This window comes from Micromonospora sp. BL4, from assembly GCF_003667505.1.
Classification (GTDB): Bacteria; Actinomycetota; Actinomycetes; order Mycobacteriales; family Micromonosporaceae; genus Micromonospora.
On the sequence record NZ_RCVJ01000077.1, the window covers coordinates 23,922 to 50,062 of the forward strand.

The 26,141-nt window shown below is 71.7% G+C and carries 26 protein-coding genes and 2 tRNA genes; 22 read left to right on the forward strand and 6 right to left on the reverse strand.

Going from position 1 to position 26,141, the window contains the following annotated elements:
* Positions 1 to 19 precede the first annotated feature (19 nt).
* The 10 genes from EAD89_RS06250 to EAD89_RS06295 all read left to right on the forward strand — a co-directional run bounded on the left by EAD89_RS06250 (position 20) and on the right by EAD89_RS06295 (position 7,922).
* A complete protein-coding gene (locus tag EAD89_RS06250; protein ID WP_121675052.1) occupies positions 20 to 817 on the forward strand; it encodes a 2-keto-4-pentenoate hydratase in 798 nt (265 codons plus the stop codon).
* On the forward strand, positions 814 to 1,749 hold the full coding sequence (locus EAD89_RS06255) for an acetaldehyde dehydrogenase (acetylating) (RefSeq protein ID WP_121675053.1): 936 nt from the start codon (positions 814 to 816) through the stop codon (positions 1,747 to 1,749). Before EAD89_RS06250 ends, EAD89_RS06255 begins: the two co-directional genes overlap by 4 nt.
* The gene (dmpG, locus tag EAD89_RS06260; protein WP_121675054.1) at positions 1,746 to 2,807 is read left to right on the forward strand and encodes a 4-hydroxy-2-oxovalerate aldolase; all 1,062 of its coding nucleotides are present in this window, start codon (positions 1,746 to 1,748) and stop codon (positions 2,805 to 2,807) included. Before EAD89_RS06255 ends, dmpG begins: the two co-directional genes overlap by 4 nt.
* Positions 2,804 to 3,577 (forward strand): 2-keto-4-pentenoate hydratase, encoded by a 774-nt coding sequence (locus EAD89_RS06265; RefSeq protein ID WP_121675055.1) that lies wholly within the window; start codon positions 2,804 to 2,806, stop codon positions 3,575 to 3,577. Before dmpG ends, EAD89_RS06265 begins: the two co-directional genes overlap by 4 nt.
* A complete protein-coding gene (locus EAD89_RS06270) occupies positions 3,574 to 3,996 on the forward strand; it encodes a RidA family protein (protein WP_121652975.1) in 423 nt (140 codons plus the stop codon). Before EAD89_RS06265 ends, EAD89_RS06270 begins: the two co-directional genes overlap by 4 nt.
* Entirely contained in the window at positions 3,993 to 4,517 is a 525-nt protein-coding gene (locus EAD89_RS06275; protein WP_121675056.1) for a 3-hydroxyanthranilate 3,4-dioxygenase, read from the forward strand. The genes EAD89_RS06270 and EAD89_RS06275 overlap by 4 nt, the downstream gene beginning before the upstream one ends.
* A complete protein-coding gene (locus EAD89_RS06280) occupies positions 4,517 to 5,518 on the forward strand; it encodes an amidohydrolase family protein (RefSeq protein ID WP_121675057.1) in 1,002 nt (333 codons plus the stop codon). Before EAD89_RS06275 ends, EAD89_RS06280 begins: the two co-directional genes overlap by 1 nt.
* 171 nt (positions 5,519 to 5,689) lie before the next feature.
* The gene (locus EAD89_RS06285) at positions 5,690 to 7,153 is read left to right on the forward strand and encodes an amidase (protein ID WP_121675058.1); all 1,464 of its coding nucleotides are present in this window, start codon (positions 5,690 to 5,692) and stop codon (positions 7,151 to 7,153) included.
* A 72-nt stretch (positions 7,154 to 7,225) separates the two neighbouring features.
* A complete protein-coding gene (locus tag EAD89_RS06290) occupies positions 7,226 to 7,528 on the forward strand; it encodes a hypothetical protein (protein WP_121675059.1) in 303 nt (100 codons plus the stop codon).
* A complete protein-coding gene (locus tag EAD89_RS06295; protein WP_121652979.1) occupies positions 7,515 to 7,922 on the forward strand; it encodes a DUF5130 family protein in 408 nt (135 codons plus the stop codon). The genes EAD89_RS06290 and EAD89_RS06295 overlap by 14 nt, the downstream gene beginning before the upstream one ends.
* A gap of 118 nt (positions 7,923 to 8,040) precedes the next feature.
* Here the strand turns inward: EAD89_RS06295 and pepN are convergent, their stop codons facing one another.
* A complete protein-coding gene (gene pepN, locus EAD89_RS06300; protein WP_121675060.1) occupies positions 8,041 to 10,590 on the reverse strand; it encodes an aminopeptidase N in 2,550 nt (849 codons plus the stop codon).
* Between the two features lie 221 nt (positions 10,591 to 10,811).
* On the opposite strand from pepN, the gene EAD89_RS06305 reads away from it, so the two are divergent.
* From EAD89_RS06305 to EAD89_RS06320, 4 genes are all read left to right on the forward strand, one after another.
* The gene (locus EAD89_RS06305) at positions 10,812 to 11,438 is read left to right on the forward strand and encodes a DsbA family protein (protein ID WP_121675061.1); all 627 of its coding nucleotides are present in this window, start codon (positions 10,812 to 10,814) and stop codon (positions 11,436 to 11,438) included.
* 195 nt (positions 11,439 to 11,633) lie between these two features.
* Positions 11,634 to 12,230: a hypothetical protein gene (locus EAD89_RS06310; RefSeq protein WP_121675062.1), complete on the forward strand. Its 597-nt coding sequence runs from the start codon at positions 11,634 to 11,636 to the stop codon at positions 12,228 to 12,230.
* A gap of 85 nt (positions 12,231 to 12,315) precedes the next feature.
* On the forward strand, positions 12,316 to 13,515 hold the full coding sequence (locus EAD89_RS06315; RefSeq protein ID WP_121657354.1) for a DUF1015 family protein: 1,200 nt from the start codon (positions 12,316 to 12,318) through the stop codon (positions 13,513 to 13,515).
* Between the two features lie 88 nt (positions 13,516 to 13,603).
* Positions 13,604 to 14,071, forward strand: a complete 468-nt coding sequence (locus tag EAD89_RS06320; RefSeq protein WP_121657353.1) for a ribose-5-phosphate isomerase — start codon at positions 13,604 to 13,606, stop codon at positions 14,069 to 14,071.
* Positions 14,072 to 14,084: 13 nt separating this feature from the next.
* Here the strand turns inward: EAD89_RS06320 and EAD89_RS06325 are convergent, their stop codons facing one another.
* Complete coding sequence (locus EAD89_RS06325) at positions 14,085 to 14,426, reverse strand: hypothetical protein (RefSeq protein WP_121657352.1); 342 nt, start codon at positions 14,424 to 14,426, stop codon at positions 14,085 to 14,087.
* Positions 14,427 to 14,564: 138 nt separating this feature from the next.
* Between EAD89_RS06325 and EAD89_RS06330 the strand changes: the two genes are divergently transcribed.
* Complete coding sequence (locus EAD89_RS06330) at positions 14,565 to 15,110, forward strand: hypothetical protein (RefSeq protein ID WP_121657351.1); 546 nt, start codon at positions 14,565 to 14,567, stop codon at positions 15,108 to 15,110.
* Between the two features lie 186 nt (positions 15,111 to 15,296).
* On the opposite strand, the gene EAD89_RS06335 is transcribed toward EAD89_RS06330, so the two are convergent.
* Positions 15,297 to 15,563, reverse strand: a complete 267-nt coding sequence (locus EAD89_RS06335; protein WP_121657350.1) for a hypothetical protein — start codon at positions 15,561 to 15,563, stop codon at positions 15,297 to 15,299.
* A gap of 215 nt (positions 15,564 to 15,778) precedes the next feature.
* On the reverse strand, positions 15,779 to 17,929 hold the full coding sequence (locus EAD89_RS06340) for a M14 family zinc carboxypeptidase (protein ID WP_121675063.1): 2,151 nt from the start codon (positions 17,927 to 17,929) through the stop codon (positions 15,779 to 15,781).
* A 326-nt stretch (positions 17,930 to 18,255) separates the two neighbouring features.
* On the opposite strand from EAD89_RS06340, the gene EAD89_RS06345 reads away from it, so the two are divergent.
* Positions 18,256 to 19,188, forward strand: coding sequence for a hypothetical protein (locus tag EAD89_RS06345; RefSeq protein ID WP_147458766.1), 933 nt, complete (start codon positions 18,256 to 18,258; stop codon positions 19,186 to 19,188).
* Positions 19,189 to 19,314: 126 nt separating this feature from the next.
* On the opposite strand, the gene EAD89_RS06350 is transcribed toward EAD89_RS06345, so the two are convergent.
* Positions 19,315 to 19,388 (reverse strand) — tRNA-Gly (locus EAD89_RS06350).
* A gap of 373 nt (positions 19,389 to 19,761) precedes the next feature.
* Between EAD89_RS06350 and EAD89_RS06355 the strand changes: the two genes are divergently transcribed.
* From EAD89_RS06355 to EAD89_RS06380, 6 genes are all read left to right on the forward strand, one after another.
* Positions 19,762 to 19,835 (forward strand) — tRNA-Pro (locus EAD89_RS06355).
* 145 nt (positions 19,836 to 19,980) lie between these two features.
* On the forward strand, positions 19,981 to 21,327 hold the full coding sequence (tig, locus tag EAD89_RS06360) for a trigger factor (RefSeq protein ID WP_121652299.1): 1,347 nt from the start codon (positions 19,981 to 19,983) through the stop codon (positions 21,325 to 21,327).
* 221 nt (positions 21,328 to 21,548) lie between these two features.
* On the forward strand, positions 21,549 to 22,190 hold the full coding sequence (locus EAD89_RS06365) for an ATP-dependent Clp protease proteolytic subunit (protein ID WP_007464111.1): 642 nt from the start codon (positions 21,549 to 21,551) through the stop codon (positions 22,188 to 22,190).
* 10 nt (positions 22,191 to 22,200) lie between these two features.
* Positions 22,201 to 22,863: an ATP-dependent Clp protease proteolytic subunit gene (locus tag EAD89_RS06370; RefSeq protein WP_121652300.1), complete on the forward strand. Its 663-nt coding sequence runs from the start codon at positions 22,201 to 22,203 to the stop codon at positions 22,861 to 22,863.
* 210 nt (positions 22,864 to 23,073) lie between these two features.
* Positions 23,074 to 24,369, forward strand: coding sequence for an ATP-dependent Clp protease ATP-binding subunit ClpX (gene clpX / locus EAD89_RS06375; RefSeq protein WP_121652301.1), 1,296 nt, complete (start codon positions 23,074 to 23,076; stop codon positions 24,367 to 24,369).
* Positions 24,370 to 24,522: 153 nt separating this feature from the next.
* Positions 24,523 to 25,320, forward strand: a complete 798-nt coding sequence (locus EAD89_RS06380) for a carbon-nitrogen hydrolase family protein (protein ID WP_121675065.1) — start codon at positions 24,523 to 24,525, stop codon at positions 25,318 to 25,320.
* Positions 25,321 to 25,324: 4 nt separating this feature from the next.
* Here the strand turns inward: EAD89_RS06380 and EAD89_RS06385 are convergent, their stop codons facing one another.
* Positions 25,325 to 25,549 (reverse strand): hypothetical protein, encoded by a 225-nt coding sequence (locus tag EAD89_RS06385; RefSeq protein WP_121675066.1) that lies wholly within the window; start codon positions 25,547 to 25,549, stop codon positions 25,325 to 25,327.
* Positions 25,550 to 26,141 lie beyond the last annotated feature (592 nt).

A 26,141-nucleotide genomic window follows, 5' to 3' on the forward strand; every position in this document is an offset into this window, starting at 1 on the left:
GTCGCAGCGAGGAGCGGGCATGAAAGCTGACATCGAGGCCGCGAACCGGGAGCTGGCCGAGGCCCGCACCACCGGCAAGCCGTGCCCACCGCTGCGCGGCCGGCTGCTGGCCGAGGGCGACGTCGAGTCGGCGTACCGCGTGCAGCAGCTCCAGTCGCGGGCCTGGCAGGGCCAGGGTGAGCGCCGGGTCGGCGCGAAGATCGGGCTGACCTCCCGGGCGGTGCAGGAGAGCTTCGGGGTCTTCCAGCCGGACTTCGGCATGCTGACCGACGCGATGGCCGTCGCCGACGGTGCCGAGGTGGCCATCGACCGGCTGCTCCAGCCGCGGGTCGAGGCGGAGATCGCGTTCGTGCTCGGCAAGGACCTGCCCGACCCGCGGATCACCACGGCCGACCTGGTCCGCGCCGTCGACCACGTGCTGCCGGCGATCGAGATCGTCGACTCGCGGATCGCCGCCTGGGACATCTCCATCGTGGACACCGTCGCCGACAACGCCTCCAGCGGACTCTTCGTGCTCGGCACCAGCCCGCGCCGGATCGCCGACGTCGACCTGCGGCTCTGCGGAATGGTGCTGGAGCACGCCGGCGAGCCGGTCTCGGTCGGCGCCGGCGCGGCCTGCCTGGGCAACCCGCTGCACGCCCTGCACTGGCTGGCCGGCACCCTCGCGCACGCCGGTGACCCGTTGCGGGCCGGGGACGTGGTGCTCTCCGGGGCGCTCGGCCCGATGGTGCCGGTCACCCCGGGCGCCGCGTACGAGGCACGGATCTCCGGGCTGGGCTCGGTGCGGACCATCTTCAGCGACAGGGGCGGCGAGTGACCACTGACGTGGCGGTGCTGGGATCAGGGAACATCGGCACCGACCTGATGATCAAGGTGTTGCGGCTCAGCACCGAGCTGCGGATGGTGGCGATGGCCGGCATCGACCCGGCCTCCGACGGCCTGGCCCGGGCCCGCCGGCTCGGCGTGGCCACCACCGCCGACGGCGTGGACGGGCTGGTCGCGATGCCGGAGTTCGCCGACGTCGAGCTGGTCTTCGACGCCACGTCGGCCGGCGCGCACCGGCGCCACGACGAGGTGCTGCGCGCGCACGGCCGCACCGTGGTCGACCTGACCCCGGCCGCGCTCGGCCCGTACGTGGTGCCACCGGTCAACCTGGACGAGCACCTGCACGAGCCGAACGTGAACATGGTGACCTGCGGCGGGCAGGCGACCGTGCCGATCGTCGCGGCGGTACGCCGGGTCACCCCGGTGGCGTACGGCGAGATCGTCGCGTCGATCGCGTCGAGGTCGGCGGGGCCGGGCACCCGAGCCAACATCGACGAGTTCACCGAGACCACGGCCCGGGCCATCGAGGTGGTCGGCGGCGCCGAACGGGGCAAGGCGATCATCGTGCTGAACCCGGCGGACCCGCCGCTGCTGATGCGCGACACCGTCTACTGCCTCTGCCCGGACGTCCACGCCGACACCGCCGCCATCGCCGCCTCCGTGGCGGACATGGTGGCGACCGTGCAGGAGTACGTGCCCGGGTACCGCCTCAAGCAGGACGTGCAGTTCGACCGGGTCGAGGCGTACGTGCCGACGCTCGGACGTCAGCTCACCGCCCTGCAGGTGTCGGTCTTCCTGGAGGTCTCCGGGGCCGGGCACTACCTGCCGGCGTACGCCGGAAACCTGGACATCATGACCTCCGCCGCGCTGCGCACCGCGGAGCGGCTGGTCGCGCTGCGCTCGTCGGAGGTGACCGCACGATGACGGACCTGTACATCCAGGACGTGACGCTGCGCGACGGCATGCACGCCATCGCCCACCGGTACACGGTCGAGCAGGTGCGCGCCATCGCCGCCGCGCTGGACGCCGCCGGGGTGGCCGCGATCGAGGTGGCGCACGGCGACGGGCTCGCCGGCTCCAGCGTCAACTACGGCCACGGCGCGGCCAGCGACGCAGAGTGGATCTCGGCGGCCGCCGAGGTGCTGACCACGGCGAAGCTGACGACCCTGCTGCTGCCGGGCATCGGCACCATCGCCGACCTGAAGGCGGCGAAGGCGCTCGGGGTGACGAGCGTCCGCATCGCCACCCACTGCACCGAGGCCGACATCTCCGCCCAGCACATCTCCTGGGCGCGGGAGAACGGTATGGACGTGGCCGGGTTCCTGATGATGTCGCACATGAACGACCCGGCCGGGTTGGCCGGGCAGGCCAAGCTGATGGAGTCGTACGGGGCGCACTGCGTCTACGTCACCGACTCCGGGGGCCGGCTGCTGATGTCCGACGTGGCGCAGCGCGTCGACGCGTACCGGCAGGTGCTGGAGCCGGAGACGCAGATCGGCATCCACGCCCACCACAACCTGTCCCTCGGGGTGGCCAACAGCGTGCTCGCCGTCGAACACGGCCGGGTCACCGGGTCCGCCCCGGCCGATGCCGACGCGGCACACGGCCGGACGGTGCGGGTGGACGCCTCCCTGGCCGGGATGGGCGCCGGCGCCGGCAACGCGCCGATGGAGGTCTTCGTCGCGGTCGCCGAGCTGCACGGCTGGAAGCACGGCTGCGACGTGTTCGCGCTGATGGACGCCGCCGACGACCTGGTCCGCCCGTTGCAGGACCGGCCGGTCCAGGTGGACCGGGAGACGCTCTCCCTGGGGTACGCCGGGGTCTACTCCAGCTTCCTGCGGCACGCCGAACGGGCGTCGGCGAAGTACGGCGTCGACGTCCGGTCGATCCTGGTCGAGCTGGGTCGGCGCCGGATGGTCGGCGGCCAGGAGGACATGATCGTGGACGTGGCGCTGGACCTCGCCGGCAAGGAGCAGTCATGATCGGACCGGACATCGCGGGGATCGCCGAGAAGTTGGGCGCCGCCGCGGACACCGCCACCGCGATTCCGCAGCTCGCCGCCGAGGTGGGGCTGGACGTGCCGACCGCGTACGGGGTGCAGGCCGCGCTGGTGCAGCGCCGGTTGGACCGGGGCGAACGGCTGGTCGGGTTGAAGATGGGCCTGACCAGCCGGGCGAAGATGGCCCAGGTCGGCGTGGACGAGGTGATCTGGGGGCGGCTCACCGACACGATGCGGGTGCCCGACGGCGGCGCCGTCGACCCGACCGCGTACATCCACCCCCGGGTCGAGCCGGAGGTGGCGTTCCTGCTGGACCGGCTGCCCGAGCCGGGCGAGCCGGTCGGCGACTTCGCCTCGGCGGTCCGCGCGGTCGCCCCGGCCATCGAGCTGATCGACTCCCGGTACGCCGACTTCCGCTTCTCCCTCCCGGACGTGATCGCCGACAACACCTCGGCCGCCGCGTTCGTCATCGGGCCGTGGGCGCCGGTGCCGGCCGGGCTGGACAACCTCGGCGTGCTGCTGGAGGTCGACGGCCGGGTCGTCCAGGTCGGCTCGACGGCAGCGATCCTCGGCGATCCGCGCCGGGCGCTCGACGAGGGCATCCGGCTGGCCGGCCGGCACGGCGTACGGCTGGAGTCCGGGTGGGTCTTCCTGGCCGGCGCCGCCACGGCGGCTGTCCCGCTTCGTCCCGGCGCCCACGTCCGTGCGGTCGTGGAGAAGCTCGGCACGGCGTCGCTGCGGGCCTCCGCGTGACCGCGCGGGTCGTGGCCGGCAAGGCCACACCGCGGGGGGCGTTTCCGCACGTCAAGGTCGCGGGCGGCTTCGTCTTCGTCTCCGGTACGTCGTCGCGGCGCCCGGACAACTCGTTCGCCGGTGTCGAGGTGGACGAGTTCGGGACCACGAACCTCGACATCCGGGTGCAGACGCGGGCGGTCATCGAGAACGTCCGGGATCTGCTGCGTTCGGTCGGCGCCGACCTGGCCGACCTCGTCCAGGTGACGTCGTACCTGGTCAACATGAACGACTTCGGTGGTTACAACGAGGTGTGGGCCGAGTTCTTCGACGCGTCGGGGCCGACCCGCACGACGGTGGCGGTGCACCAGTTGCCGCACCCGCACCTGCTCATCGAGATTCAGGCCGTGGCCCTTCTTCCCTCGGGAGGTCAGTCGTGAGTGAGATCGCCGAGCCGTTCAGTTTTCCGGGTTGGATCGCGGAGAACCAGCACCTGTTGAAGCCGCCGGTCGGCAACAAGGAGATGTTCCCCGGCGGGGACGACTTCATCGTGATGGTGGTGGGCGGGCCCAACCAGCGCACCGACTTCCACGTGGACCCGTACGAGGAGTTCTTCTACCAGGTCAAGGGCAACATGCACATCAACCTGATGACCCCGGAGGGACCGCGTACGGTGCACGTGCGCGAGGGTCAGATGTGGATGCTGCCGCGGAACACCCCGCACTCGCCGCAGCGGCCGGAGGCCGGCTCGATCGGTGTCGTGGTCGAGCGGGTCCGCGAGGAGGGCACGCTGGAGACGTTCCAGTGGTACTGCCCGGAGTGCGGGCACAAGGTGCACGAGGTGGAGTTGCAGGTCCGGGACATCGCCGCCGACCTGCCGCCGGTGTTCCAGGCGTTCTACGCCGACGAGGCCGCGCGCACCTGCGCCAACTGCGACACCCTGCACCCGGGCAAGGGCTGATGCCCGCACGCGTGGTCGATGTGCACACGCACGTCGTACCGAAGGGATGGCCGGACCTCGGCGCCGCGTGCGGTGGGTCCGGCTGGCCGTGGCTGCGGGTCGACTCCGAGCGGGCCGCGATGATCATGGTGGGGGATTCGGAGTTCCGGTCGGTCGGCGCCGAGTGTTGGGACGCGGCGAGCCGACTGGCCGACATGGACGCGGACGGCGTGCACGTGCAGGTCGTGTCGCCGACCCCGGTCTTCTTCAGCTACGACCGCCCCGCCGACCAGGCGGTGAAGGTGGCCCGGATCTTCAACGACCTGACCCTGGAGGTCACCGCGGGCGGCGGCGACCGGCTGGTGCCGTTCTGCCAGGTGCCGTTGCAGGACGCGGACGCCGCCTGCGCCGAACTGGACCGCTGCCTGGCCGCCGGGCACGTCGGCGTGGAGATCGGCAACCACGTCGGTGACCGGGACCTCGACGACGCCGGCGTGGTCACCTTCCTCCAGCACTGCGCCGAGGTGGGCGCGCCGGTCTTCGTCCATCCGTGGGACATGCCGGGCGGCCCCCGGCTGGACCGGTGGATGGCCCGCTGGCTCACCGGGATGCCCGCCGAGACGCACCTGTCGGTGCTGGCCATGATCCTGGGCGGCGTCTTCGACCGGGTGCCGGAGACGTTACGGATCTGCTTCGCGCACGGCGGCGGCAGCTTCCCGTTCTGGCTGGGCCGCGCCGACAACGCCTGGCACCGCCGCGGCGACCTGGTCCGTGGCGCGTCGGCGGCTCCGCCCAGCAGCTACGTCGACCGGTTCAGCGTCGACTCGGTGGTCTTCGCGCCGCCCGCGCTGCGCCTGCTGGTCGACACCATGGGGGAGGACCGGGTGCTGGTCGGCAGCGACTACCCGTACCCCCTGGGTGAGCGGCCGGCCGGCGCGGTGGTCCGCGCGGCCGACTTCCTCACCGACGACCAGCGCGACAAGCTCCTCTCCACCAACGCCCTGCGCTTCCTGCACGGCTGACGCGGTCGGTGCAGGAGCAGATCGTGGACACTTCCCGTCCTCCGCGAACGGAAAGTGTCCAAGATCTACGTGTCGGCGGGCCGCGCGCCGGGGTGGGAGTCTGATTGGCCCGTCTCCGGTCGTCGGCGCGTGTCGAGTGCACCGAGGGCTGACGGGCGGCAGGATGACGGGATGGCCGAGCCGCACGACCTGACCGCGTTGGAGCAGGCCGCCGCCCTGGCGCGCGGCGAGCTGTCCAGCGGGGACCTGGTCGAGCACTACCTGCGCCGGGTGGCGGCGATCGGCGACACCGTGGGCGCGTTCGTCACGCTCACTCCGGAACTGGCCCGGGAGGCCGCCCACGCGGCCGACGCCGTGCCCGCCGAGGGACGTGGCCCACTGCACGGCGTACCGACCGCGATCAAGGACTTGACTCTCACCGCAGGGGTCCGCACCACCTTCGGGTCGGCCGCCTTCGTCGACTTCGTACCGCCGGTCGACGCCGACGTGGTCCGGTTCATCAAGGCCGCCGGTCTGGTGAGCCTGGGTAAGACGACGTGCTCCGAGCTGGGCTGTTCGCTCTACTCGGAGGGCCGGGTCGCGCCACCGGCGCGCAATCCGTGGCAGCTCGCGTACACCGCCGGCGGGTCCAGCGGCGGCGCGGCGGCGGCGGTGGCGGCCGGGCTGGTCCCGGTCGCCCAGGGCTCCGACGGCGGCGGCTCGCTGCGCATCCCGGCGTCGCTCTGCGGCCTGGTCGGCTACAAGCCCAGCCGTGGCCTGGTCTCCGGCGGGCCGCTCGGCTCCGGCGCGTTCGGCCTGCCCACCAGCGGGCCGCTCGGCCGCACCGTCACGGACGTCGCCGCGCTGCTCGACGTCATGGCCGTGCCGGTGCCCGGTGAGCCCTACCTGCCGCCGGCCGCGCCGTCCGGGGGCTACCTGGCCGCCGCCCGCCGGGCCGAGCCCGGCCGACTGCGGATCGGCCGGTTCACCACCCCGATGCTCGCCGACGAACCGGTGCACCCCGACTGCGTGGCCGCCGTGGACCGGGCGACCGCGCTGCTCACCGCCGCCGGCCACGAGGTGGTCGAGGTGCCCGCGCCGCTCGGGCCGGAGGCGTGGCCGCTGTTCGAAATCATCTGGTACGTGCTGGCGCTGGCCCCGGTGCCGCCGCAGCGGGAGTCGGAGCTGCTGCCGCTGACCCGGCTGCTGCGGGCCCGGGGCGCCGAGGTCTCCGCCGGCACCCTGGCCGCCACCCTCGGCGAGTTGCAGGCCCAGGTCCGCCTGGGCGCCCGCCGCACCGCCAACTGTGACCTGCTGCTCTGCCCCACCCTGGCCGCGCCGCAGGCACCCGTCGGCTGGTTCACAGCGGACGGTGACCCGGCGGCCGATTTCGACCGGCAACGCCGCTTCTCGCCCTACTGCGCCATCTTCAACGTCACCGGCGATCCCTCGGTGTCCCTGCCGCTGGGCACGACCACCGACGGTCTGCCCGTCGGGGTGCTGCTCACCGGCCGGTACGGCGACGACGCGCGGCTCATCGCGGCCGCTGCGCAACTGGAAAACTTGAGTGACGGATGGGATCGGCACCCCGCAATCTGGCGGGCCGTCGACTCCGCTAACGTGAATGGCGACGGAGTCGACCGGTCGTCATCATGATCGTTCACCCGACCCGGTTGTTCGAGGTCCTTCTTCCGCCTGGGGGCGTTGGGATTGTCTGTTACCGAGACATTGCTGGTCTTCGTCGGCATCCCGGCGGCGGCGGTGCTGGTGATCGCCGGCCTGGCGTACGCCGGCAGTCGCGGCGCTGGTAGCGCCGGCGGTGGTGGTGGTGGCTCCAAGCGCTACCGGCCGGGCCGGCCCTTCGACTTCACTCCGGTCTGGTTCCTGGGCCGCCCGGAGCAGCTGGCCGACTCGGCCGGCACCGCGCTGGCGGCGGGCGCGCAGGCGCCGGCGCTGACCAGCCACAAGCTTGAGCAGGCCAGCGTCGAGGCGCCGGCCGGTGGAACCGGAGGCGCAAGTGACCGTTGGTGAGGAGCAGACCGGGACGGCGAATCCGCCCGAGGTGCTGGACGGGCCGTTCACGACCCGCCAGTTGCTGCGCATCGACGAGGCGCTGCGCCTGGCCGACCAGGGCACCGGCCTGGTCTTCTCGGTCTTCGTCGGCGGTCTCGACGAGCCGGTCCGGGAGCACGCCCAGCGGCTGCACCGCCAGCTCGCCAACCCCGACCGGTCGGTGCTGATCGCGGTGTCGCCCAACCAGCGGCAGTTGGAGGTCGTCACCGGGCGGCACGCCCGCAAGCGCATCCCCGACACGTACGCCAAGCTGGCCGCGCTCTCCATGGTCGGGGCGTTCAGCGGGGGCGACCTGGCCGGCGGCATCATCAACGGCCTCGACCAGCTCGCCAGCCACGCCGGCAAGGGCTGAGCGCAACTCGTACGACGAAGCCCGGCCCGCTGACCAGCGGGCCGGGCTTCGGTCTGTGCGGGGGCTGGCGAGGGTCGGCGCGGGCTTCCACCCACGCCGACCCCTCTGTCGTACGTGATCAGGCGATCTGGGCGTCCTTCGCGCGGGCCTTGAGCGCCCGCATGACGCCGTCGCGGCCCTCGGCGACGAGCCGGCGCAGCGGGCCGGGGTGCCCGTCGCCGGCCAGCCACGCGTCGGTGGCCGCCACCGTGTCGTCCTCCACCAGGTAGGTCGGGTACGCCAGCTGGGCGAACTCCTGCGCCGGCTCGCTGTCCCGGGTGGCCCACACCTGGCCGACCGCCGCGAAGTACCGCTCCCGGTACGGGGCGACCAGCTCCACCTGCGCCGGGTGGGCGAAACCCTGCAACAGCGCCCGGTGCCGCCAGTTGGGCAGCGCGTCGGGGCCGGTCAGCAGCGCCCACACGGCGGCCTTGTTCTCCGCGGTCGGCACCAGCGCGTGCGCGTACGCGGCCTCCCGCTCGCCGCTGGCGGTGCGGTCACCGGCCAGCTCCGCCTCGATCTCGGCCGCGCCGGCCGCACCGTTGGCCACCAGCGCGCCGAGCACCGTCCACCGCAGCTCGGTGTCGACGGTCAGCCCGGCCGGCACGCCGGAGCCGTCCAGCCAACCGCGCAGGGTCGCCAGGTCCTCCTCGGAGCGGGCCGCCGAGGCGTACGCCCGGGCCCAGGCCAGCTGGAAGCCGCTGCCCGACTCGGCCGCCGCGAGCGCGTCCCGCGCCGTGCGGGCCAGCTCGGCCCAGCCGGTCGGCGCCCACGCGGGGTCGGCGTACAGGGTGAGCGTGGTGGTCGCCTGCCGCAGGGTGGCGGTGACCAGGTTGATGTCGGTCTCGGCGGGCAGCCCGCTGACCACCAGCGCCACGTAGTCGCGGGCCGCCAGCTCGGCGTCCCGGGTCATGTCCCACGCCGCGGTCCAGCACAGGGCCCGGGCCAGCGACGACTCGAAGCCGCCGATGTGCTGCACCACCGCGGCCATCGACCGGTCGTCGAGGCGCAGCTTGGTGTAGCTCAGGTCGTCGTCGTTGAGCAGCAGCACGTCGGCCGCGCGGACGCCGCGCAGCTCGGCGAGGTCGGTCCGCTCGCCGGTCACGTCCACCTCGTGCCGCTCGCGGCGGACCAGCCGCCCGTCGGTCAGGTCGTACAGGCCCACGCCGATGCGGTGCGTCCGCAGCGTCGGGTACGCGGCCGGCGCCTCCTGCCGGATGACGACCTGCTGGTACGTGCCGTCCGCGCCGATGGTCACCTCCGGCCGCAGCGTGTTGACCTGCGCGGTCTCCAGCCACTGCGCGGCGAACTTGCGCAGCTCCCGGCCGGAGGCCGCCTCCAGCTCGGTGAGCAGGTCGTCGAAGGTGGCGTTGCCCCAGGCGTGCTTGCCGAAGTATGCCCGCAGCCCGGCCACGAACGGCTCCTCACCCACGTACGCGACGAGCTGCTTGAGCACGCTCGCGCCCTTGGCGTAGGTGATGCCGTCGAAGTTGACCTCCACGGCTTCCATGTCCGGCATCTCGGTGTAGACCGGGTGGGTGGAGGAGAGCTGGTCCTGCCGGTAGCCCCAGTTCTTCCGGATGGACAGGAACGTCGTCCACGCCTCGGTGAACCGGGTGGCGTTGGTGTTGCACCAGTGGCTGGCCCACTCGGCGAACGACTCGTTCAGCCACAGGTCGTTCCACCAGCGCATGGTGACCAGGTCGCCGAACCACATGTGGGCCATCTCGTGCAGGATCGTGTTGGCGCGCTGCTCGTACTCGAAATCGGTGACCTGGGAGCGGAACAGGTAGTGCGACTCGGCGTGCGTCACGCAGCCGAAGTTCTCCATCGCGCCGGCGTTGAAGTCGGGCACCCAGAGCTGGTCGTACTTCGGCAGCGGGTAGCGCACCCCGAACTTCTCGTGGAAGAAGTCGAAGCCCTGCTTGGTGATCAGGAACAGGTCGTCCGAGTCGAGGTACGGCGCCATCGACGCCCGGCAGAACGCGCCCAGGTCGATGCCGTCGTGGGTGTCGCGCACCTCGTGGTACGGCCCGGCGCAGAGCGCCGTGATGTACGTGCTCATCCGGGGCGACTCGGTGAAGTGGAGGGTCTTGAGCCCCTCACCCGCCGGCTCCTCACTCTGCACCGGCATGTTGGACACCACCCGCCAGTGCGCCGGCACGGTGGCGTGCCAGGTGTACACGCTCTTCAGGTCCGGCTGGTCGAAGCAGGCGAAGACCCGCTGCGCGTCGGCCGTCTCGAACTGGCTGTAGAGGTACGTCTCGCCGTCCACCGGGTCGACCGTGCGGTGCAGACCCTGACCGCTGTTGGAGTAGCCGAAGTCGGCCTCGACCACCAGGGTGTTCTCGCTGTCCAGCCCGGACAGGGTCAGGCCCTTCTCGGCCGACCAGTCGGACAGGTCGACCGGAGCGCCGTTCAACGTGGCGGAACGCACCGCATCGGCGGCCACCTCGATGAAGGTGCTCGCGCCCGGCTCGGCGCAACGGAATCGGACCTCGGTCGTCGACCGGAACGTGCGGCCGTCGGCCGCCAGCACGGCGGTCGACAGGTCCAGGCTGATGTCGTACCCCGTCACGTCGAGCAGGCGGGCCCGCTCGGTCGCCTCCACCTGCGTCAGGTTGCGCACTCCCGGCACTGTTCGTCTCCATCCCACATCTCGCCGTACGCCCGGCGGCGCCCGTCTGCCGACCGCCCGTGGCGGCCGGTCCGGAACCGAGTCTTCCACGTACCGGTAGCCGGCGGTGGCCGAGGTCACGCTCTGATTCGGGTGCCGGCCGGCGCGGGCCGGGGTGAAGATTCGTGGAGACGCCGGATCGCCGGCGCCACCTGTCGCGAAGGGACCTCACCGTGACCGAACGTGTCGCTGTGGACATGTGGTTCGACCCGGCCTGCCCGTGGGCGTGGATCACCTCGCGCTGGCTGCTCGAGGTCGAGAAGGTCCGTGACGTGGACATCCGCTTCCACGTGATGAGCCTGGCCGTGCTCAACGAGGGCCGGGACGAGCTGCCCGAGGAGTACAAGTCGTTCCTGAGCACCGCCTGGGGCCCGGTGCGGCTCTGCATCGCCGCCGAGCAGCGGTACGGCGGTGACGTCCTCCGCAAGCTCTACACCGCACTCGGCACCCGGATCCACCTCGGCAAGGAGGAGCGGGGTCGGGAGCTCTACGTCGCCGCGCTGGCCGACGCCGACCTGGACCCGGCGCTGGTCGAGGCCGCGGACAGCACCGAGTACGACGAGGCGCTGCGGGCCAGCCACGAGGCCGGTATGCGGCCGGTCGGGCAGGACGTGGGCACCCCGGTGATCCACGCGCCCGGCCCGGACGGCGGTCAGGTGGCGTTCTTCGGCCCGGTGATCACGCCGGCGCCGAAGGGGGAGGCTGCCGGCCGGCTCTGGGACGGCGTACTGCTGGTCGCCGGCACGCCGGGCTTCTACGAGCTCAAGCGCACCCGTGAGCAGGGCCCGATCTTCGACTGATCCACGACCACCACGCGCCCCCGTTCGGACACCGTCGGCTGCCCGGGCGGGGGCGTGTCGCGTCGGACGCCGGGTGCGCTCCCCGGGGGCCGGGAACGGTCACGGCGTCACCGGTGGGCGGGCGGCCTCGTTTCCCTCGGTGTCCGCCGCAGCGACCCGCAGGGCCGCACCCCGCAGCTCGTGGAGGCAATCCCGATGGCCAAGCACCGTGCGTCCGGTGACGATCAGCTGACCCGGCAGGGGGTGATCGAGACTCCCGGCGCGGCCTACTGGTCGGTCGACGACTCCCGCTGGCCGGTGGTCCGTCCCGACCTTCCCGCCCACCTGGTGGACCTGCTCGCCCCGCCCATCGTGGTCGGCGTGGCACGGGTCCCGGTCACCTCCCGCCTGACCCCGCCCGCCGACATCGCGGCGGCCGATCTTCCGGCGCCGCTCGCGGTACCCGCGCCGGCCGTCCAGCCGGCTCCCGTACCGCCCGCGCCGGCCGTCCCGTCGTTGGTCGCGCCGGCCGTGCAGCCGCCGATCGCGCCGGTCGAGCCGGTCGCGCCGGTCGCGCCGGTCGAGCCCGCGCCGCCTCCGCCGGCGCCCGCCGCCCCGCGTCCGGTACCGACGCCGCCGCTGAACCCGCGACCCGTCCCGGCGCCGCCGCACGAGCCGCGTCCCGTGCCGGGGCCGCCCGCGGCGCCCCGCCGCAACGCGACCACCGGGCCCGCCGCGACCGGCCGTCGGGGCAACGGCGGGTCGGCCGTCGCCGGCCGGCACCGCCGGGGCACGTCCGGCCGCGCCGGCTGACCGCGCCCGGCCCGGTGCTTTCATCTGGTGGACGCCGTGCGGGTCCCCGCTGTCCGCGGCGCCGTCGCCGGTAGCGTCAGCGGACATGACGGTCGTACATCCGATCGCCCGGGCCTGGATCACCACCGGCGGCACCGGCGCGCAGAACTACGACGAGTTCGCCGACGACGCGGAGATCACCGCGATCATCGAGGCGAACCCGCACAGTGCCCTCGGCATCGAGATGCCGCACCGGGCGCCGGAGAGCCGGGGGAAGTCGTTCCTCGACGCGCTGCCGGACGCGGTGGCCCGGCTCGCCGAGGCGAAGGCCGACGGCAGCTACACCCCCGCCGAGCAGGTGGTGGTGCTCTACCGGATCAGCGCGCCGGACGACGAGCCGGCGTACGGCCTGTTCGCGATGGTGGACACCGACCAGATCTCCACCCGGGCCGACGAGCCCGGCCTGGTCATCCGCAACGAGGACGTCTTCATCGCCAAGGTGCGTGAGCGGGTGGCGTTGGCCGACGCGCTCGGTCACCTGCTCTCGCCCGTACTCCTGCTCCAGACGGGGCGCGGCGACGAACTGCACGCCGCGCTCGCGGCGGCGACCGAGACGGCCGGCGCGCCCGCCGCCGCGGACACCGACCAGGCGGGGCGCACGCACGCCATCTGGCTGCTCGGCCCCGGCCCGGAGCAGGACGAGCTGACCGGCCTCGCCGGTGGCGGGGACCTGGTCGTCGCCGACGGCAACCACCGGAGCCTGGCCGCCCAGACCGGCGGGCTGCCGCGCTTCCTGGCCGTGGTCACCACGCCCGCCTCGGTGGCCATCCAGCCGTACAACCGGCTGGTCAGCGAGCTGACCACCACGCCGGACGAGCTGCTGGACCGGCTGCGCGCGGCGGGCGCCGAGATCGAGCCGCTCGACGGCCCGGTCGAGGTCCCGGAGGCCGGCGGCACCGTCCACCTCCGGCTGCCCGGCCAGGGGTACGCGGTGCGCCTGCCCGGCAACGCCGACGGTCGCCTGGAGAACCTGGACCACGCCCTTGTCGAGCGGCTGCTGCTGCGCGACGCGCTGGGCCTGGACCCGGGCGACAAGCGGATCACCTACGTCGGTGGTGACTACCCGGCGCGCTGGCTCACCGGGGAGGTCGACGCCGGGCGGGCCGAGCTGGCGATCCTGATCGCGCCGGTGACCGTCGCGGACTTCGTGGCGGTGAACCTGGCCCGCGAGAAGATGCCACGAAAGAGCACCTGGTTCACCCCGAAGGCACGTGGCGGTCTGGTGGTCGCCGAACTGCCCCGCTGAGCTGCCGGTCGCACGGCCGTGTGACGAACCCGGCTCGGGGACGCCGCCCCTGCGGCGTCCCCGACGACGGCCTGACAGACTGCCCCGTATGCGCGTCTACCTGGGATCCGATCACGCCGGTTTCGAGTTGAAGGTGCACCTGGCCAACCATCTGGCCAAGCAGGGGTACGACGTGGTCGACGTCGGCCCGCACAGCTACGACCCGGACGACGACTACCCGACGTTCTGCCTGCACACGGGGGACCGGGTGGTGGCCGACGAGACCAGCCTCGGCGTGGTCATCGGCGGGTCCGGCAACGGTGAGCAGATCGCCGCGAACAAGGTCGCCGGGGTGCGCGCCGCACTGGCCTGGAACGTCGAGACCGCGCAGCTGTCCCGCCAGCACAACGACGCGAACGTCGTCGCGGTCGGCGCCCGCCAGCACACCCTGGACGAGGCCACCGCCATCGTCGAGGCGTTCCTGAACACCCCGTTCTCCGGTAACGAGCGGCACGCCCGCCGGATCGCCCAGGTGGCCGCGTACGAGCAGACCCGGCAACTGCCCGACCTGCCCTGATCCGGCTGGGCGGTCAGCGCGGCGAGCGGGGCAGCTCCTCGCGGGGCACCCAGTTGCGCCGGACGACCACCACCCGGGCCTCCGCCTCGGCCAGGTCGTCGTCGGTGGGCCGGGCCCCGTCCCGCGCGCGCAGCGCGGCGCTGAGCCCCACCTGCGACGAGCCGGAGCCGACCAGCCCGCGCAGACCGCGCTCACCGTCGCGCTCGTCGTTGGCCGGGCCGCGACGGCGGGGCGGTGGGTCGGTGCCGTCGTGCACGCCCGCGGTGCTGGCCGTCGGCCCGTCGGCCCCCTGCCCGGCCGGCTCGGAGTCGGGGTGGTGGCGCAGCCGCCGTCGTCGTCGGTCCGGGTCGCCCATCAGCCGACCGTACCTCGTCCGGTGTGGGATTCGGCACCGTCGTCCCGGGCCGCGTCGGACGGGCTCAGCGACCGATTTGCCGGGTGGCTACCCTCGGATTCAGGCGGCGGTGGTGTCGCCGGTCAGGGGGAGGACGAGATGGCAGACCAGACGCAGCCGTGGGCGGAGCGGACCGTGGAGGTGCCACCGCAGGCCGGCGTCGGGGTGCCGCCGCAGCGGGACGGTTTCCGCCGGGGCGTGGCGCCGGTGGGTGAGCCGCGTACCCCACGGACCGAGCCGTTCCCGACCGTCGAGCACGCCCCGACCGGCACCGGCTGGCCGGGCGGAACGGAGCCGCGCCGCCCGCTGAGCTGGCGTCTGGCGCAGCTGCGTCGCGGCGGCGAGTGGAGCGCCGCGGCCGGGCTCTTCGCCTTCGTGTGCTGGGGGATCTGGGCGCTCTCCGGTCAGGGCGACCTGACCGGCCCGCTGCTGGTGCTGGTGCTCAGCCTGCTGGTGGCGATCGGTCTGTTCGCGCTGGCCCGGCTGGTCGGCAGGGTGGTGCTGGAGCGCCAGCTCGGGCGGGTTCGGCGCAGCGCGCGGGGGGCGCACCTGGCGACCGCGGTGTTCCTCGCCGGCCTTGGCGTGGCGTGGCTCCAGCAGACCGAGTGGGTCGTCTCGGCCTGGAACTGGATCACTTCGAACTGATCCGGGCACGCCCGGGCGGGCCGGCGCGAACGCCGCCCGCCCGCGCGTCCGGTCGCGGCACCCCGCGACGCCGGTCGTCTCCCCACCAGGCAGGGCCGCTGCTTACCCGGCCGGCCACGGTTCATCCGTGGCCGGCCGATCCGACTGACGTGACGGCGGGACCCGCTCGACCCGACCGTGCGGCGGTCAGTGGGTGCCGCCGTGCCCCTCGGCGTCGGCACGCGGCGAGGCGACCCGGGCGGCCGGATCCTCGACGCCGGGCTCGCCGCCGTCCGGGGCGACCATCCCGTCGTAGTTGTAGACCGGTCGGCCGTCGTCGTGCTGCTTGGTGGTCTTGATGTAGCGGTGCATCATGCCGTCGATCTCCACCTCGACGAGGGCGTCGCCGCCGGTGTCGTGGGTGCTGCCGTCGCGGGGGCCGCCGGTCAGGTGTGCGGTGCTGTTCGTGTCCATGTACAAGCCCCTACCCGGTGGCCACCGACCGGAAACGGGCGAAATGTCTCCGTCGCCCACGGGTGAGAGGCCTCGGGCGGTCGCCCGTCCGGTGCCGGCCGGGCCGGAAGCGTTGTCCCCGGCTGGCGGTCGGCCCGGCTGGCGGTCGGCCCGGCTGGCGGTCGGCCCGGCTGGCGGTGCCGCGCCCGTGACCCGGGCGCGGCACCGCCGGACGGTCATCCGGCGTCGGACTGGGCGGCCGCGTAGTCCCGCGCCACCCGGACCATCTCGACCAGGCCACCGGCGTACTCCTGGGACTCGCCGTGTGCCTCGTCGAACGGCGGCTGGAAGCCGACGCCCTCCCACTCGCCGGTGGTCGCGTTCCACCGGTCGTTGCCGACCTCGAAGTCCCAGGCGAAGATGCCCAGCTCGTAGTAGAGCTGGTCGGCGGAGTTGCCGGCGGCCGAGTAAAGCACGTCGGCGACGGGACCGGTCTGCGACGGCCAGGTGACCGTGCCCCGCTCCTGCGCGATGGCGCCGACGATGCGCCGCGCGCTGTCCAGGAACATCTTCGACTCGTCGATCGACGGCCGGGGCAGGGTGATCCGCCCGTCGGCCTTGTACGCCCCCGGCGGCCACATGAAGTACCCGCCGTAGGAGTGCACGTTCATCGCGAACTTGATGTTCGGGTGGGCCTCGGCGAGCGCGATGACGTTGCGGCTCTCCGCCTCGGACAGCTCCGCGGTGCCCGCGTAGTTGCCCGACAGGCAGTTGGCGCTGGCGCCCACGTACCCGTCGAAGTAGGACCCGACGGTGTAGTTCCGGTTCAGGTCGACGCCCCAAGAGGTGCGGTTGCGCGGGTCCCGGGCCGGCCCGGTGCAGTGGTTGACCAGGTTCTTGCGCTGGAAGTTGTAGTCGTTGAACGAGTAGTTCGCGCCATCCGGGTTCACCGTCGGAATGACGAACACGTCGACCTGCTCCAGCAGCTCGCGGGTGGCCGGATCGGTGCGGGCGTTGGCCAACATCCGCTCGGCGAACTCCAGCGTGACCAGCGGCGTCGCCCACTCGCGGGCGTGCTCCTGGGAGTACGCCAGCACCCCGATCCGGGAGCCGTCCCGGTGCACGCCGAGGCGCAGCGCCTGGACCGTCCACGGCTTCGCCGGCACCTCGGTGCCCTGGAGCCCGTCGTCGAGCCGGGCCGGGCCGGCGACGGGCATCGGCAGGCCGGCCGAGCCGTCCTCGACGGTGGCCCGGAACCGGTTCGGTTGGCGGGCGTTGATCGCCGCCGCGACATCGTCGGTGGTGCTCACCGTCTTGCCGGCGGTGTCGGTGGCGAGCGAGATCGTGAGGACGCGGTCGCGGTAGGCGACGGTCAGCGGCCGGTTCCGCCGGCCCGGGTCGACCGTCCGCACCTGCACACCGTTCATGCCCTGGTCACCGAAGCGGACCGACTCGACCACCACGGCGGCCACCGCCGGGTCGCCCAGGTACGCGACCGCGTTGCGCCGGTACCCCTGGGTGCGGTTCGGCAGGTCGATGACGTCGACCAGGTCCCGGTACTGCCGGGCCAGCCGCTTGATCCGCGCCTGGATGTCCACCGGCGTCAGGTACGCGTCGATGAAGTCCTTCTGGTATCCGGCCGGCAGCGGCGGCGGGGTGGCGTTCGGCCAGAGGGCCGGCGTGACCGCCCGGCTGACGCCGCCGAGGCTGGAGGTGGCGGTCAGCTGGACCGGTCGGTTCGGCACCGGCTGGGGAAGCGCGTAGTGGTACTGGTACTCGCCGGAGTCCTCGAACCGGGACAGCGGGAAGGACCCGGTGGCACCGTCGGCCGTCCGCCAGCTGACGGTGATCTCCACGTCCGGGTCGTCGGTGGCGGTGGTGGCCACCTGGGCCTGCAGGAACGTCTGCCCGCTCGTGGTCCACCAGTACGCCTGCTGCACCTGGAGGGTGTCCACGGCCGCGGCGGCGGCCGTGGACCGTTTCCCTGCGGCGGGAGCGCGCAGCCCGGCGGCGGTGCGGGCCTGAGCCGCGCGGACGCTCTCGACGTAGTGCCGCTCGCCGTCCCCGGCCCGCTGCACGATCTGCACGGCGGTCGCGCCCTGCGCGGTCAGGTCGGCGAGTTGGGTGCCGGTCAGCACCAGGTCGGCGAGGATCCGCCCGTCCCGGGCCCGGGGTCGGTTGGCCAGATCGGCGCCGGTCGCGACCAGACGGTCGAGCTGAGCCTGATCGCGTAGCTGCATCCGGACCAGGGCGGTCTCGGAGGCGCTCAGGGTGATCGGTGCGGCCGGAGCGGCGGGTGCCGCTGTGCCCGGACCGGGATGGGACAGCACCGCGCTGACCAGGATCGCTGTGGTGGCGGCAGCTGTCCACCGTCGTCGGACGATCATGTGCCCTCCTGACGGACGTCAATGGGTCTGGTGCTTACACCAGTCCATAGATCGACAGCTGTCAAGAGATGATCGGTAAGTGCCGGATACGGGTGCCGCTCCGGACCGCTGAGGACGAGGATGTCGCCTGTCGCCTGTTGCCTCGTTGATCTACCAGCACGCCACCAGCGAACGGGACCGCGGAATCGCCTCGGCTATGGATCGGCGGACCGCCCGGCAGGCCGCCGCAAGGACGGCCGGCGCAGCTGTCAGCGGCAACCAGTAGTCTGCTCGCCCATCGACCGCGGCTGCGGCTTCGGCTTCGGCTTCGAAGAATGGTGATAGGCGTGACTCCACTACCGGTAGATCTCCAGCTGAACGTGGACGGATCGGCTGGCGACCTGAGTGAGGTGGCGTACGAGTGGCTGGAGGGGTTGTCGGCGCGGTTGCTGCCCGACGAGCGGCACGAGCTTGCACCCCTCCCCGCCCGTGTTACGAAGGGACCGGGGGAGCCGGGTTCCCTCTTCGGCGTGCTGGCGATATCGCGCGGGGGGATCACCGCACCTGCGAAGACGGCCGAGCGTAACTGCTCCGCTTCTGGGCTCGCCTGGCTGAGAAAGGAACTAGGCGACCTTCCGGAGATGGCGATCCTTGAAATCGGCGTCTTCGACGAGATGGGGCACCGGGGCAAGCGGCTTCTGTCGCTCGTTGTTCGCCGCCATCCGGTCTCGCCTCAATGGCTTCGGCTGTCGGTGCTGGAAAGTGACGAGCGGCTCGACGGATCGGCCGAGAGCCTTAGGTTGCAGCAGGAGTGGCTAAAGACGCTTCGCGCTTACGCGGAGAAGTGGGATCCGGGGTTCGGCCACATCTCCTATGGCCACGGACCCGGCGCGACAACGCTGGAGGACCGCCTGCCGGCCCGGAACTACCCTCCGGAGCAGCGTGAGCCCAGGCACACGGTTAACGAGTGCCGGCGGTACCTGCGGGGATACTCGTGGTTGACGATCGCCCCGAAGGAGTTGGCGGCGCAGCTCGGCGGCCAGATGGCGATGACGGAGACAGGTGCATTCCGCCGGGTGGACGTCGTGGCCGGTGGCGCACTGTGGCTTCAGGCCACGGAGCGGTTCGAGGAGTTTCACGACGATGCCGTGACGCGCGTCTTCGACGCCCTCGCCCCGGTGCTGCGGCCGGGCCTGCCCGTCGAGATCCCCCGGTATCCGGGCAAGCCCCCTCATCTGCTGGTCTTCGAGGACGCGGCCGAACGTGTCGGGAAGCGGTAGGGCGCTCGTAGTGGTGAGCGCCGGAGCGAGGCGTAGTGGCCCACGGATGGCCCGCAAGATCAGAGCGGGCGAATGGCCGACGGGCCCAGGGTTGGGACGCAGCCTCTGACGTGGGACCGAGACCGTTGGAGCGGGCGACGGGAATCGAACCCGCACCGTCAGTTTGGAAGACTGAAGCTCTACCATTGAGCTACGCCCGCGCGCACCCCGCCACAGCGGGACGCAGCCGACAGCGTACCCAATCTCCGTGTCGCCCGCGCAGCCGCCACCACCGGACGCCGCCGCGCGTGGCGCCGCCCGTGCGCCGCGTCACCGCCGCGCCGCCCGCGCCAAGATCCGCGCGGGCCGCGCCAAGATCCGCGCAACTTCAGGGATGTAGTGGCCTCAGCGCGCCGGGAGGCAACACTTTCCCCGAAGTTGCGCGGATCTTGCGTCCGGCGCGGCCCTCCCGGGCCACGCCGGCCGCGGGCCGGGCCGTAGCGGGGGAGCGGAGGGGGGTTTTGGGGAATGTGTCCGTGAGAGGTGGCCCCGACACGTCCGGAGTGCGCCGACGGCATAGACTGCACGTCGCCACGGGGTGTGGCGCAGCTTGGTAGCGCACTCGCTTTGGGAGCGAGGGGCCGTGGGTTCAAATCCCGCCACCCCGACTGTCGTCCGCGGCCGGGCCGCCCCGGGTGCCGCCGAGTTTTCCGCGCGGTCCCCGGGCGCTGCCGGAGCGTCAGGCCGGCTCACCTACACTCGATGGGCTGAATCACGCCCAGACTCAACTGAGATCCGTCAAGGAGTACGCCTGTGAAGAGCACCGTCGAGACTCTGAGCCCGACGCGCGTGCGGCTCGCCATCGAGGTGCCGTTCGTCGAGCTCGAGCCGAGCCTCAAGAAGGCGTACCGGGAGATCGGTTCGCAGGTCCAGGTTCCCGGCTTCCGCCGGGGCAAGGTGCCGACCGCGGTGATCGACCAGCGGGTGGGCAGGGGCACCGTCCTCAACGAGGCGGTCCAGGACGCCATCCCGGACAACATCCTCGCCGCGGTACGCGAGCACGACCTGAAGACGCTGGGGCGTCCCGAGGTCGAGATCACCGAGTTCAACGACGGTGACTCGCTGAACTTCACCGCCGAGATGGACGTCCGTCCCGAGATCACCCTGCCCGACGCGTCGACCATCGAGGTGACCGTCGACGAGCTGCAGATCGACGAGAGCGAGATCGACGAGCAGGTGAAGAACCTGCGCGAGCGGTTCGCCACCCTCAAGACCGTCGAGCGGGCCGCCGCCGAGGGCGACTACGTCCAGATCGACCTGAACGCGACCGTCGACGGCGAGGACGTGCCGGGCGGCCAGGCGAGCAACATCTCCCACGAGGTGGGCAGCAAGCAGCTCCTGCCGGGTCTCGACGAGGCCGTGGTCGGTCTCGCCGCCGGCGAGAGCACCACCTTCACCACCCAGCTGGTCGGCGGAGACTTCGCCGGCCGGGACGCCGAGGTGGCGGTGACCGTGCGCACGGTCAAGGAGAAGGAGCTGCCGGAGCTGAACGACGAGTTCGCCCAGATGGCGAGCGAGTTCGACACGATTGAGGAGCTCCGCGGCGACCTGCGGGGGCGGGTCACCCAGGGCAAGCAGGTCGAGCAGATCTACGCGGCTCGGGACAAGGCCCTGGCGCAGCTGGTCGAGGCCGCCGAGGTGCCGGCGCCGGAGGGCGTCGTCCGCGAGGAGGTGGCCAGCCGCAAGCAGGCGATGGTCGACCAGCTGGAGCGGATCGGCGCCTCCATGGAGGAGTACCTCGCCGCCGAGGAGAAGACCGAGGAGCAGATCGACGCCGAGCTGACCGAGGCGGCGACCGAGGGTGTCAAGGTGCAGCTGCTGCTGGACACCCTGGCCGACGCCGAGGACGTGCAGGTCTCCGACGACGAGTTCGGCCACGAGATCGTGCACCGCGCGCAGCGGGCCGGGATGGCCCCGCAGCAGTACTACGACCAGCTGGTGCGCTCCGGCGCGGCCGGCGCGGTCTTCGGTGACGTGCGGCGGGGCAAGGCGCTCGCGGCCGTCATGGAGCGGATCACGATCAAGGACTCGGCCGGCAACGAGGTCACCCTCGACGCCCTGCGCGCCGCCAACGAGGCGGAGCACAACCACGACCACTGATCGTCGGGTGCGGCCGCCGTCCGCCGCTGTGCGGTGGACGGCGGCCACATCCTTTTCCGGGGTACGCACGGCGACCAAGGTCGTCAGGTACGCCCGGAAGCCCGCGCCGCGGGTACGCCCGACGCAGCTGCGCTGAGAGCGAACAGTGCCCCGACCGGGACTCTGCCGCGCCGGACAGCGGTTAGTGTCGGGAAAGACGGTACGGAGAGCGAAGGGCTGCCATGACCGACATGCACATCCCCAAGAAGTCGCTCCGGGCGATTGACGCGCGCGGTGGCGACTCCATTGGCAACCTCGACGACTCGGTCTACAACCGGTTGCTCAAGGAGCGCATCATCTTCCTGGGCAGTGAGGTGACCGACCAGGTCGCCAACCGCATCTGCGCGCAGCTGCTGCTGCTCGCCGCGGAGGACCCGGACCGCGACATCAACCTGTGGATCAACTCGCCGGGTGGCTCGGTCTACTCCGGCATGGCGATCTACGACACCATGCAGTTCATCGACAACGACGTGTCGACCGTGGCGATGGGCATGGCTGCCTCGATGGGTCAGCTGCTGCTCTGCGCGGGCACCAAGGGCAAGCGTTACGCCCTCCCGCACGCCCGGATCATGATGCACCAGCCGTCCGGTGGTCTGGGCGGTACGGCGTCCGACATCGCCATCCAGGCGGAGCAGATGCTCTACACGAAGCGGATGTTCCAGGAGCGGGTCGCGCACCACACCGGCCAGAGCCAGTCGCAGATCGAGGCGGACTCGGACCGGGACCGTTGGTTCACCGCCCAGGAGGCCATGGACTACGGCTTCATCGACAAGGTGATCATCGGAGCCGCTCAGGTTCCGGATGGCGCCGGGACCCTGAGCTGAGGAGCTGACGATGACCGATCTGAGCCTGCCGCCCCAGTTCGCGGCCGTGCACAACCGTTACGTGCTGCCGTCGTTCGTCGAGCGCACGTCGTACGGGGTCAAGGAGTCGAACCCGTACAACAAGCTCTTCGAGGACCGGATCATCTTCCTCGGCGTCCAGGTGGACGACGCGTCGGCCAACGACGTGATGGCCCAGCTGCTGACGCTCGAGGGCACCGATCCGGACCGCGACATCATCATGTACATCAACTCGCCGGGTGGCTCGTTCACCGCGATGACGGCGATCTACGACACCATGCAGTACGTCCGTCCGGACATCTCGACGGTTTGCCTCGGGCAGGCGGCGAGCGCGGCGGCGGTGCTGCTCTCGGCGGGCACTCCGGGTAAGCGGATGGCGCTGCCGAACTCGCGGATCATCATCCACCAGCCGGCCACCGAGGGCGGCTACGGGCAGGGCTCGGACATCGAGATCCAGGCCCGGGAGATCCTGCGGATGCGGACGCAGCTGGAGGACATGCTGTCCCGCCACTGCAACCGGCCGATCGAGCAGGTTCGCAAGGACATCGACCGTGACAAGATCATGACGGCCGAGGAGTCCAAGGAGTACGGGCTGGTCGACACGATCCTGACCAGCCGCAAGAAGGGTCTGCTGGCGGCCAACGCCGCCAGCTGAGCACTACCGGGTCAGAGGTTGGCCGGGCGTCCGTTCCCGGCCGACCTCTGACACACCCGTTTTGGGGGTCGGAGAATGCCCCGCCAGCGGGTAACGTCGGGTCCGTACCGCTTCGCCGGTTGGGCCGGCGGGGTGAACGGAGCCGGACGGCGCGCAGCGTCCGCAGGGTCAGGGCCGGGTCTCCGGCCGATGAGTGCAGGGAGAACGTAGGTGGCACGGATCGGTGACGGCGGCGACCTACTGAAATGCTCCTTCTGCGGCAAGTCGCAGAAGCAGGTCAAGAAGCTCATCGCGGGCCCCGGGGTCTACATCTGCGACGAGTGCATCGATCTCTGCAACGAGATCATCGAAGAGGAGCTGGCCGAGTCCGGCGAGGTGAAGTGGGAAGAGCTTCCCAAGCCGATGGAGATCTGCCAGTTCCTCGACAACTACGTGGTCGGGCAGGATCAGGCCAAGAAGGCGCTCGCCGTAGCGGTCTACAACCACTACAAGCGGATCCAGGCCGAGGCGGCCGGCGCGCCGGGCTCCGGCACTGACGCCGTCGAGCTGGCCAAGTCCAACATCCTGCTGCTCGGTCCGACCGGGTGCGGCAAGACCCACCTGGCGCAGACCCTCGCCCGGATGTTGAACGTCCCGTTCGCGATCGCCGACGCCACCGCGCTGACCGAGGCGGGTTACGTCGGCGAGGACGTGGAGAACATCCTCCTCAAGCTGATCCAGGCCGCCGACTACGACATCAAGCGCGCCGAGACCGGCATCATCTACATCGACGAGGTCGACAAGATCGCCCGCAAGTCGGAGAATCCGTCGATCACGCGGGACGTCTCCGGCGAGGGCGTGCAGCAGGCCCTGCTCAAGATGCTCGAGGGCACGGTGGCCAACGTGCCGCCGCAGGGCGGGCGCAAGCACCCGCACCAGGAGTTCATCCAGATCGACACCACCAACGTGCTGTTCATCTGCGGTGGCGCCTTCGCCGGTCTCGACCAGATCATCGAGTCCCGCACCGGGCAGGGTGGCACCGGCTTCGGTGCCCGCCTCCGGTCGGTGTCCGACCGGTCGACCGATGACATCTTCAGCCAGGTCATGCCGGAAGACATGCTCAAGTTCGGGCTGATCCCCGAGTTCGTGGGCCGGCTGCCGGTGATCACCAACGTGCGCAGCCTGGACCGGAGCGCCCTGGTACGGATCCTCACCGAGCCGCGCAACGCGCTGGTCCGGCAGTACCAGCGCCTCTTCGAGCTGGACGGGGTCGAGCTGGAGTTCGACGAGCCGGCGCTGGAGGCGATCGCCGACCAGGCCATGCTTCGGGGCACCGGCGCCCGTGGCCTGCGTGCCATCATCGAGGAGGTCCTGCTCTCCGCGATGTACGAGGTGCCCAGCAACCCCGACGCCGCCCGGGTGCTGATCACCCGCGAGGTGGTCCTGGAGAACGTCAACCCCACCATCGTGCCGCGCGAGTTCACCGGCCGTCGGGCCCGGCGGGACCGCGAGGAGAAGTCGGCCTGATCGTCCTCGTCGCGCCGGCCGCTCAGTTCTGACGCGGCCGGCGCGGTCGCGTTCGCCGGTCCCGCGGGGGCGCTCGGCAGGTGGCCGGGTGGCCGCCGAACGGCGAGCATCTGAGGCTGCCCGTGCGGTCCTTTCGGCCGTACCCTTGGGCTCATGCGCGTCGCCGTCTGCCAGCTGAACGCCCGGGACGACCGTAAGGCCAACCTGGCGGCCGCGGAGGTCCTGCTGGAACGCGCCGCCGTCGGCGGCGCGGATCTCGCCGTCCTGCCGGAGTACGTCGACTACCTCGGTCCCGCCGCCGGGTTGCCCGAGCCGGAGCCGGTGGACGGCGAGGTGGGCAGCTTCTTCGCCGGGATCGCCCGGCGACTCGGCATCTGGCTGGTGGCCGGGTCGTTCCATGAGGCCGGCCCCGACCCGGAGCACACCTGGAACACGTCGCTGGTCTTCGACCGGTCCGGCAGCCTGGCCGCGAGCTACCGCAAGATTCACCTGTACGACGTGGAGATCCCCGGTCGGGTCTCCTACCTGGAGTCGGCGAGCGTCGCGGCTGGCGTCCAGCCGGTGGTGGTCGACGTCGAGGGGCTCCGGGTGGGCCTGTCGATCTGTTACGACCTGCGCTTCCCGGAGCTGTACCGGCGCCTGGCCACCGAGGGGGGCGCCCAGCTGCTCGTGGTCCCGGCGGCGTTCATGCTGCACACCGGCCGGGACCATTGGGAGGTTCTGCTGCGGGCGCGGGCGATCGAGAACCAGTGCTTCGTCGCGGCCGCCGGTCAGACCGGCGACCACGAGCCCGGCCGCACCTGTTTCGGACGCAGCATGGTGGTCGACCCGTGGGGGACGATCCTGACCCAGGTGCCGGACGGGCCGGGGGTGTCCGTCGTCGACCTGGACCTCGACCGGCTCGCCCAGATCCGGGCGGAGCTGCCCAGCCTGGCCAACCGCCGGCTCTGAGCCCTCACCCCTGAAGCAGCACGCCGAGCACCGTGAAGCCGGCGATGACCGCGGCGGTCACCAGCAGGGCGGTGGTCATCCGGGATCGGCCCCGCCGGGCCAGCCGTCCCACCGAGAGCACCAGGACGACCAGCACGACGGCGCCGATCACCAACTGCCAGAACGGCAGGAGGAGGCCGAGCAGCGCCTCCTCGGCGTGCACCGTGACGCCGAGCCTGGGCTCATCCATGCCTGACACTCTGGCACGCCGGCGCGTCTCGCGTCGCGGGCTACGCGGGCCCGCTGCCATCCCGTTCGACCGAACCAGTGATGAACCCTGATTTGCCTTCTCGGGGCCGTCCGCGTAACTTTCTCTCTGCACGGGGGAGGCCGGACAAACCGGCCGAGAACGGGCGCCAGGCTCGTGGCGGGAACGCCGAGCGAGACTGAGGATCGGGCGGTGCGGACCACCCCGGACACGGGGTTGCGGAAGCGAAGCCGACCGGGTAGAGTTCTGAAGCCGGCAGGAGCCGGGCGGAGAGCCGCGAAGCGGTGATCGGCCGGTCTGCGGCTTCCCACGACAGTAACGACCGCCGGGTACGGCGTGCGTCATCGTGGATCAGGACGAACCAAGTTGATCACCTCGGACACGAGGTTGACAACGAAAGTTCGACCAAGTAGGTTTGAGCGGTTGCCCCGAAACGGGGCCCCACTGGGTGGGGCTTTTGATCGGTGTGTGGTTGTTCTTTGAGAACTCAACAGGGTGCTTGATAAGCCAGTGCCAATTATGATTTATACCCCGGACTGGTCGGGCTTTATGTCTGGCTGGTTGGGATTCCTTT

Bases quoted from the DNA above. Each gene is read 5' to 3' on its own strand.
- EAD89_RS06250 (WP_121675052.1), top strand. From the start codon at position 20: ATGAAAGCTGACATCGAGGCCGCGAACCGGGAGCTGGCCGAGGCCCGC.
- dmpG (WP_121675054.1), top strand. From the start codon at position 1,746: ATGACGGACCTGTACATCCAGGACGTGACGCTGCGCGACGGCATGCAC.
- EAD89_RS06265 (WP_121675055.1), top strand. From the start codon at position 2,804: ATGATCGGACCGGACATCGCGGGGATCGCCGAGAAGTTGGGCGCCGCC.
- EAD89_RS06280 (WP_121675057.1), top strand. From the start codon at position 4,517: ATGCCCGCACGCGTGGTCGATGTGCACACGCACGTCGTACCGAAGGGA.
- EAD89_RS06285 (WP_121675058.1), top strand. From the start codon at position 5,690: ATGGCCGAGCCGCACGACCTGACCGCGTTGGAGCAGGCCGCCGCCCTG.
- EAD89_RS06310 (WP_121675062.1), top strand. From the start codon at position 11,634: ATGGCCAAGCACCGTGCGTCCGGTGACGATCAGCTGACCCGGCAGGGG.
- EAD89_RS06315 (WP_121657354.1), top strand. From the start codon at position 12,316: ATGACGGTCGTACATCCGATCGCCCGGGCCTGGATCACCACCGGCGGC.
- EAD89_RS06320 (WP_121657353.1), top strand. From the start codon at position 13,604: ATGCGCGTCTACCTGGGATCCGATCACGCCGGTTTCGAGTTGAAGGTG.
- EAD89_RS06325 (WP_121657352.1), bottom strand. From the start codon at position 14,426: ATGGGCGACCCGGACCGACGACGACGGCGGCTGCGCCACCACCCCGAC.
- EAD89_RS06330 (WP_121657351.1), top strand. From the start codon at position 14,565: ATGGCAGACCAGACGCAGCCGTGGGCGGAGCGGACCGTGGAGGTGCCA.
- EAD89_RS06335 (WP_121657350.1), bottom strand. From the start codon at position 15,563: ATGGACACGAACAGCACCGCACACCTGACCGGCGGCCCCCGCGACGGC.
- EAD89_RS06340 (WP_121675063.1), bottom strand. From the start codon at position 17,929: ATGATCGTCCGACGACGGTGGACAGCTGCCGCCACCACAGCGATCCTG.
- EAD89_RS06365 (WP_007464111.1), top strand. From the start codon at position 21,549: ATGACCGACATGCACATCCCCAAGAAGTCGCTCCGGGCGATTGACGCG.
- EAD89_RS06370 (WP_121652300.1), top strand. From the start codon at position 22,201: ATGACCGATCTGAGCCTGCCGCCCCAGTTCGCGGCCGTGCACAACCGT.
- EAD89_RS06380 (WP_121675065.1), top strand. From the start codon at position 24,523: ATGCGCGTCGCCGTCTGCCAGCTGAACGCCCGGGACGACCGTAAGGCC.
- EAD89_RS06385 (WP_121675066.1), bottom strand. From the start codon at position 25,549: ATGGATGAGCCCAGGCTCGGCGTCACGGTGCACGCCGAGGAGGCGCTG.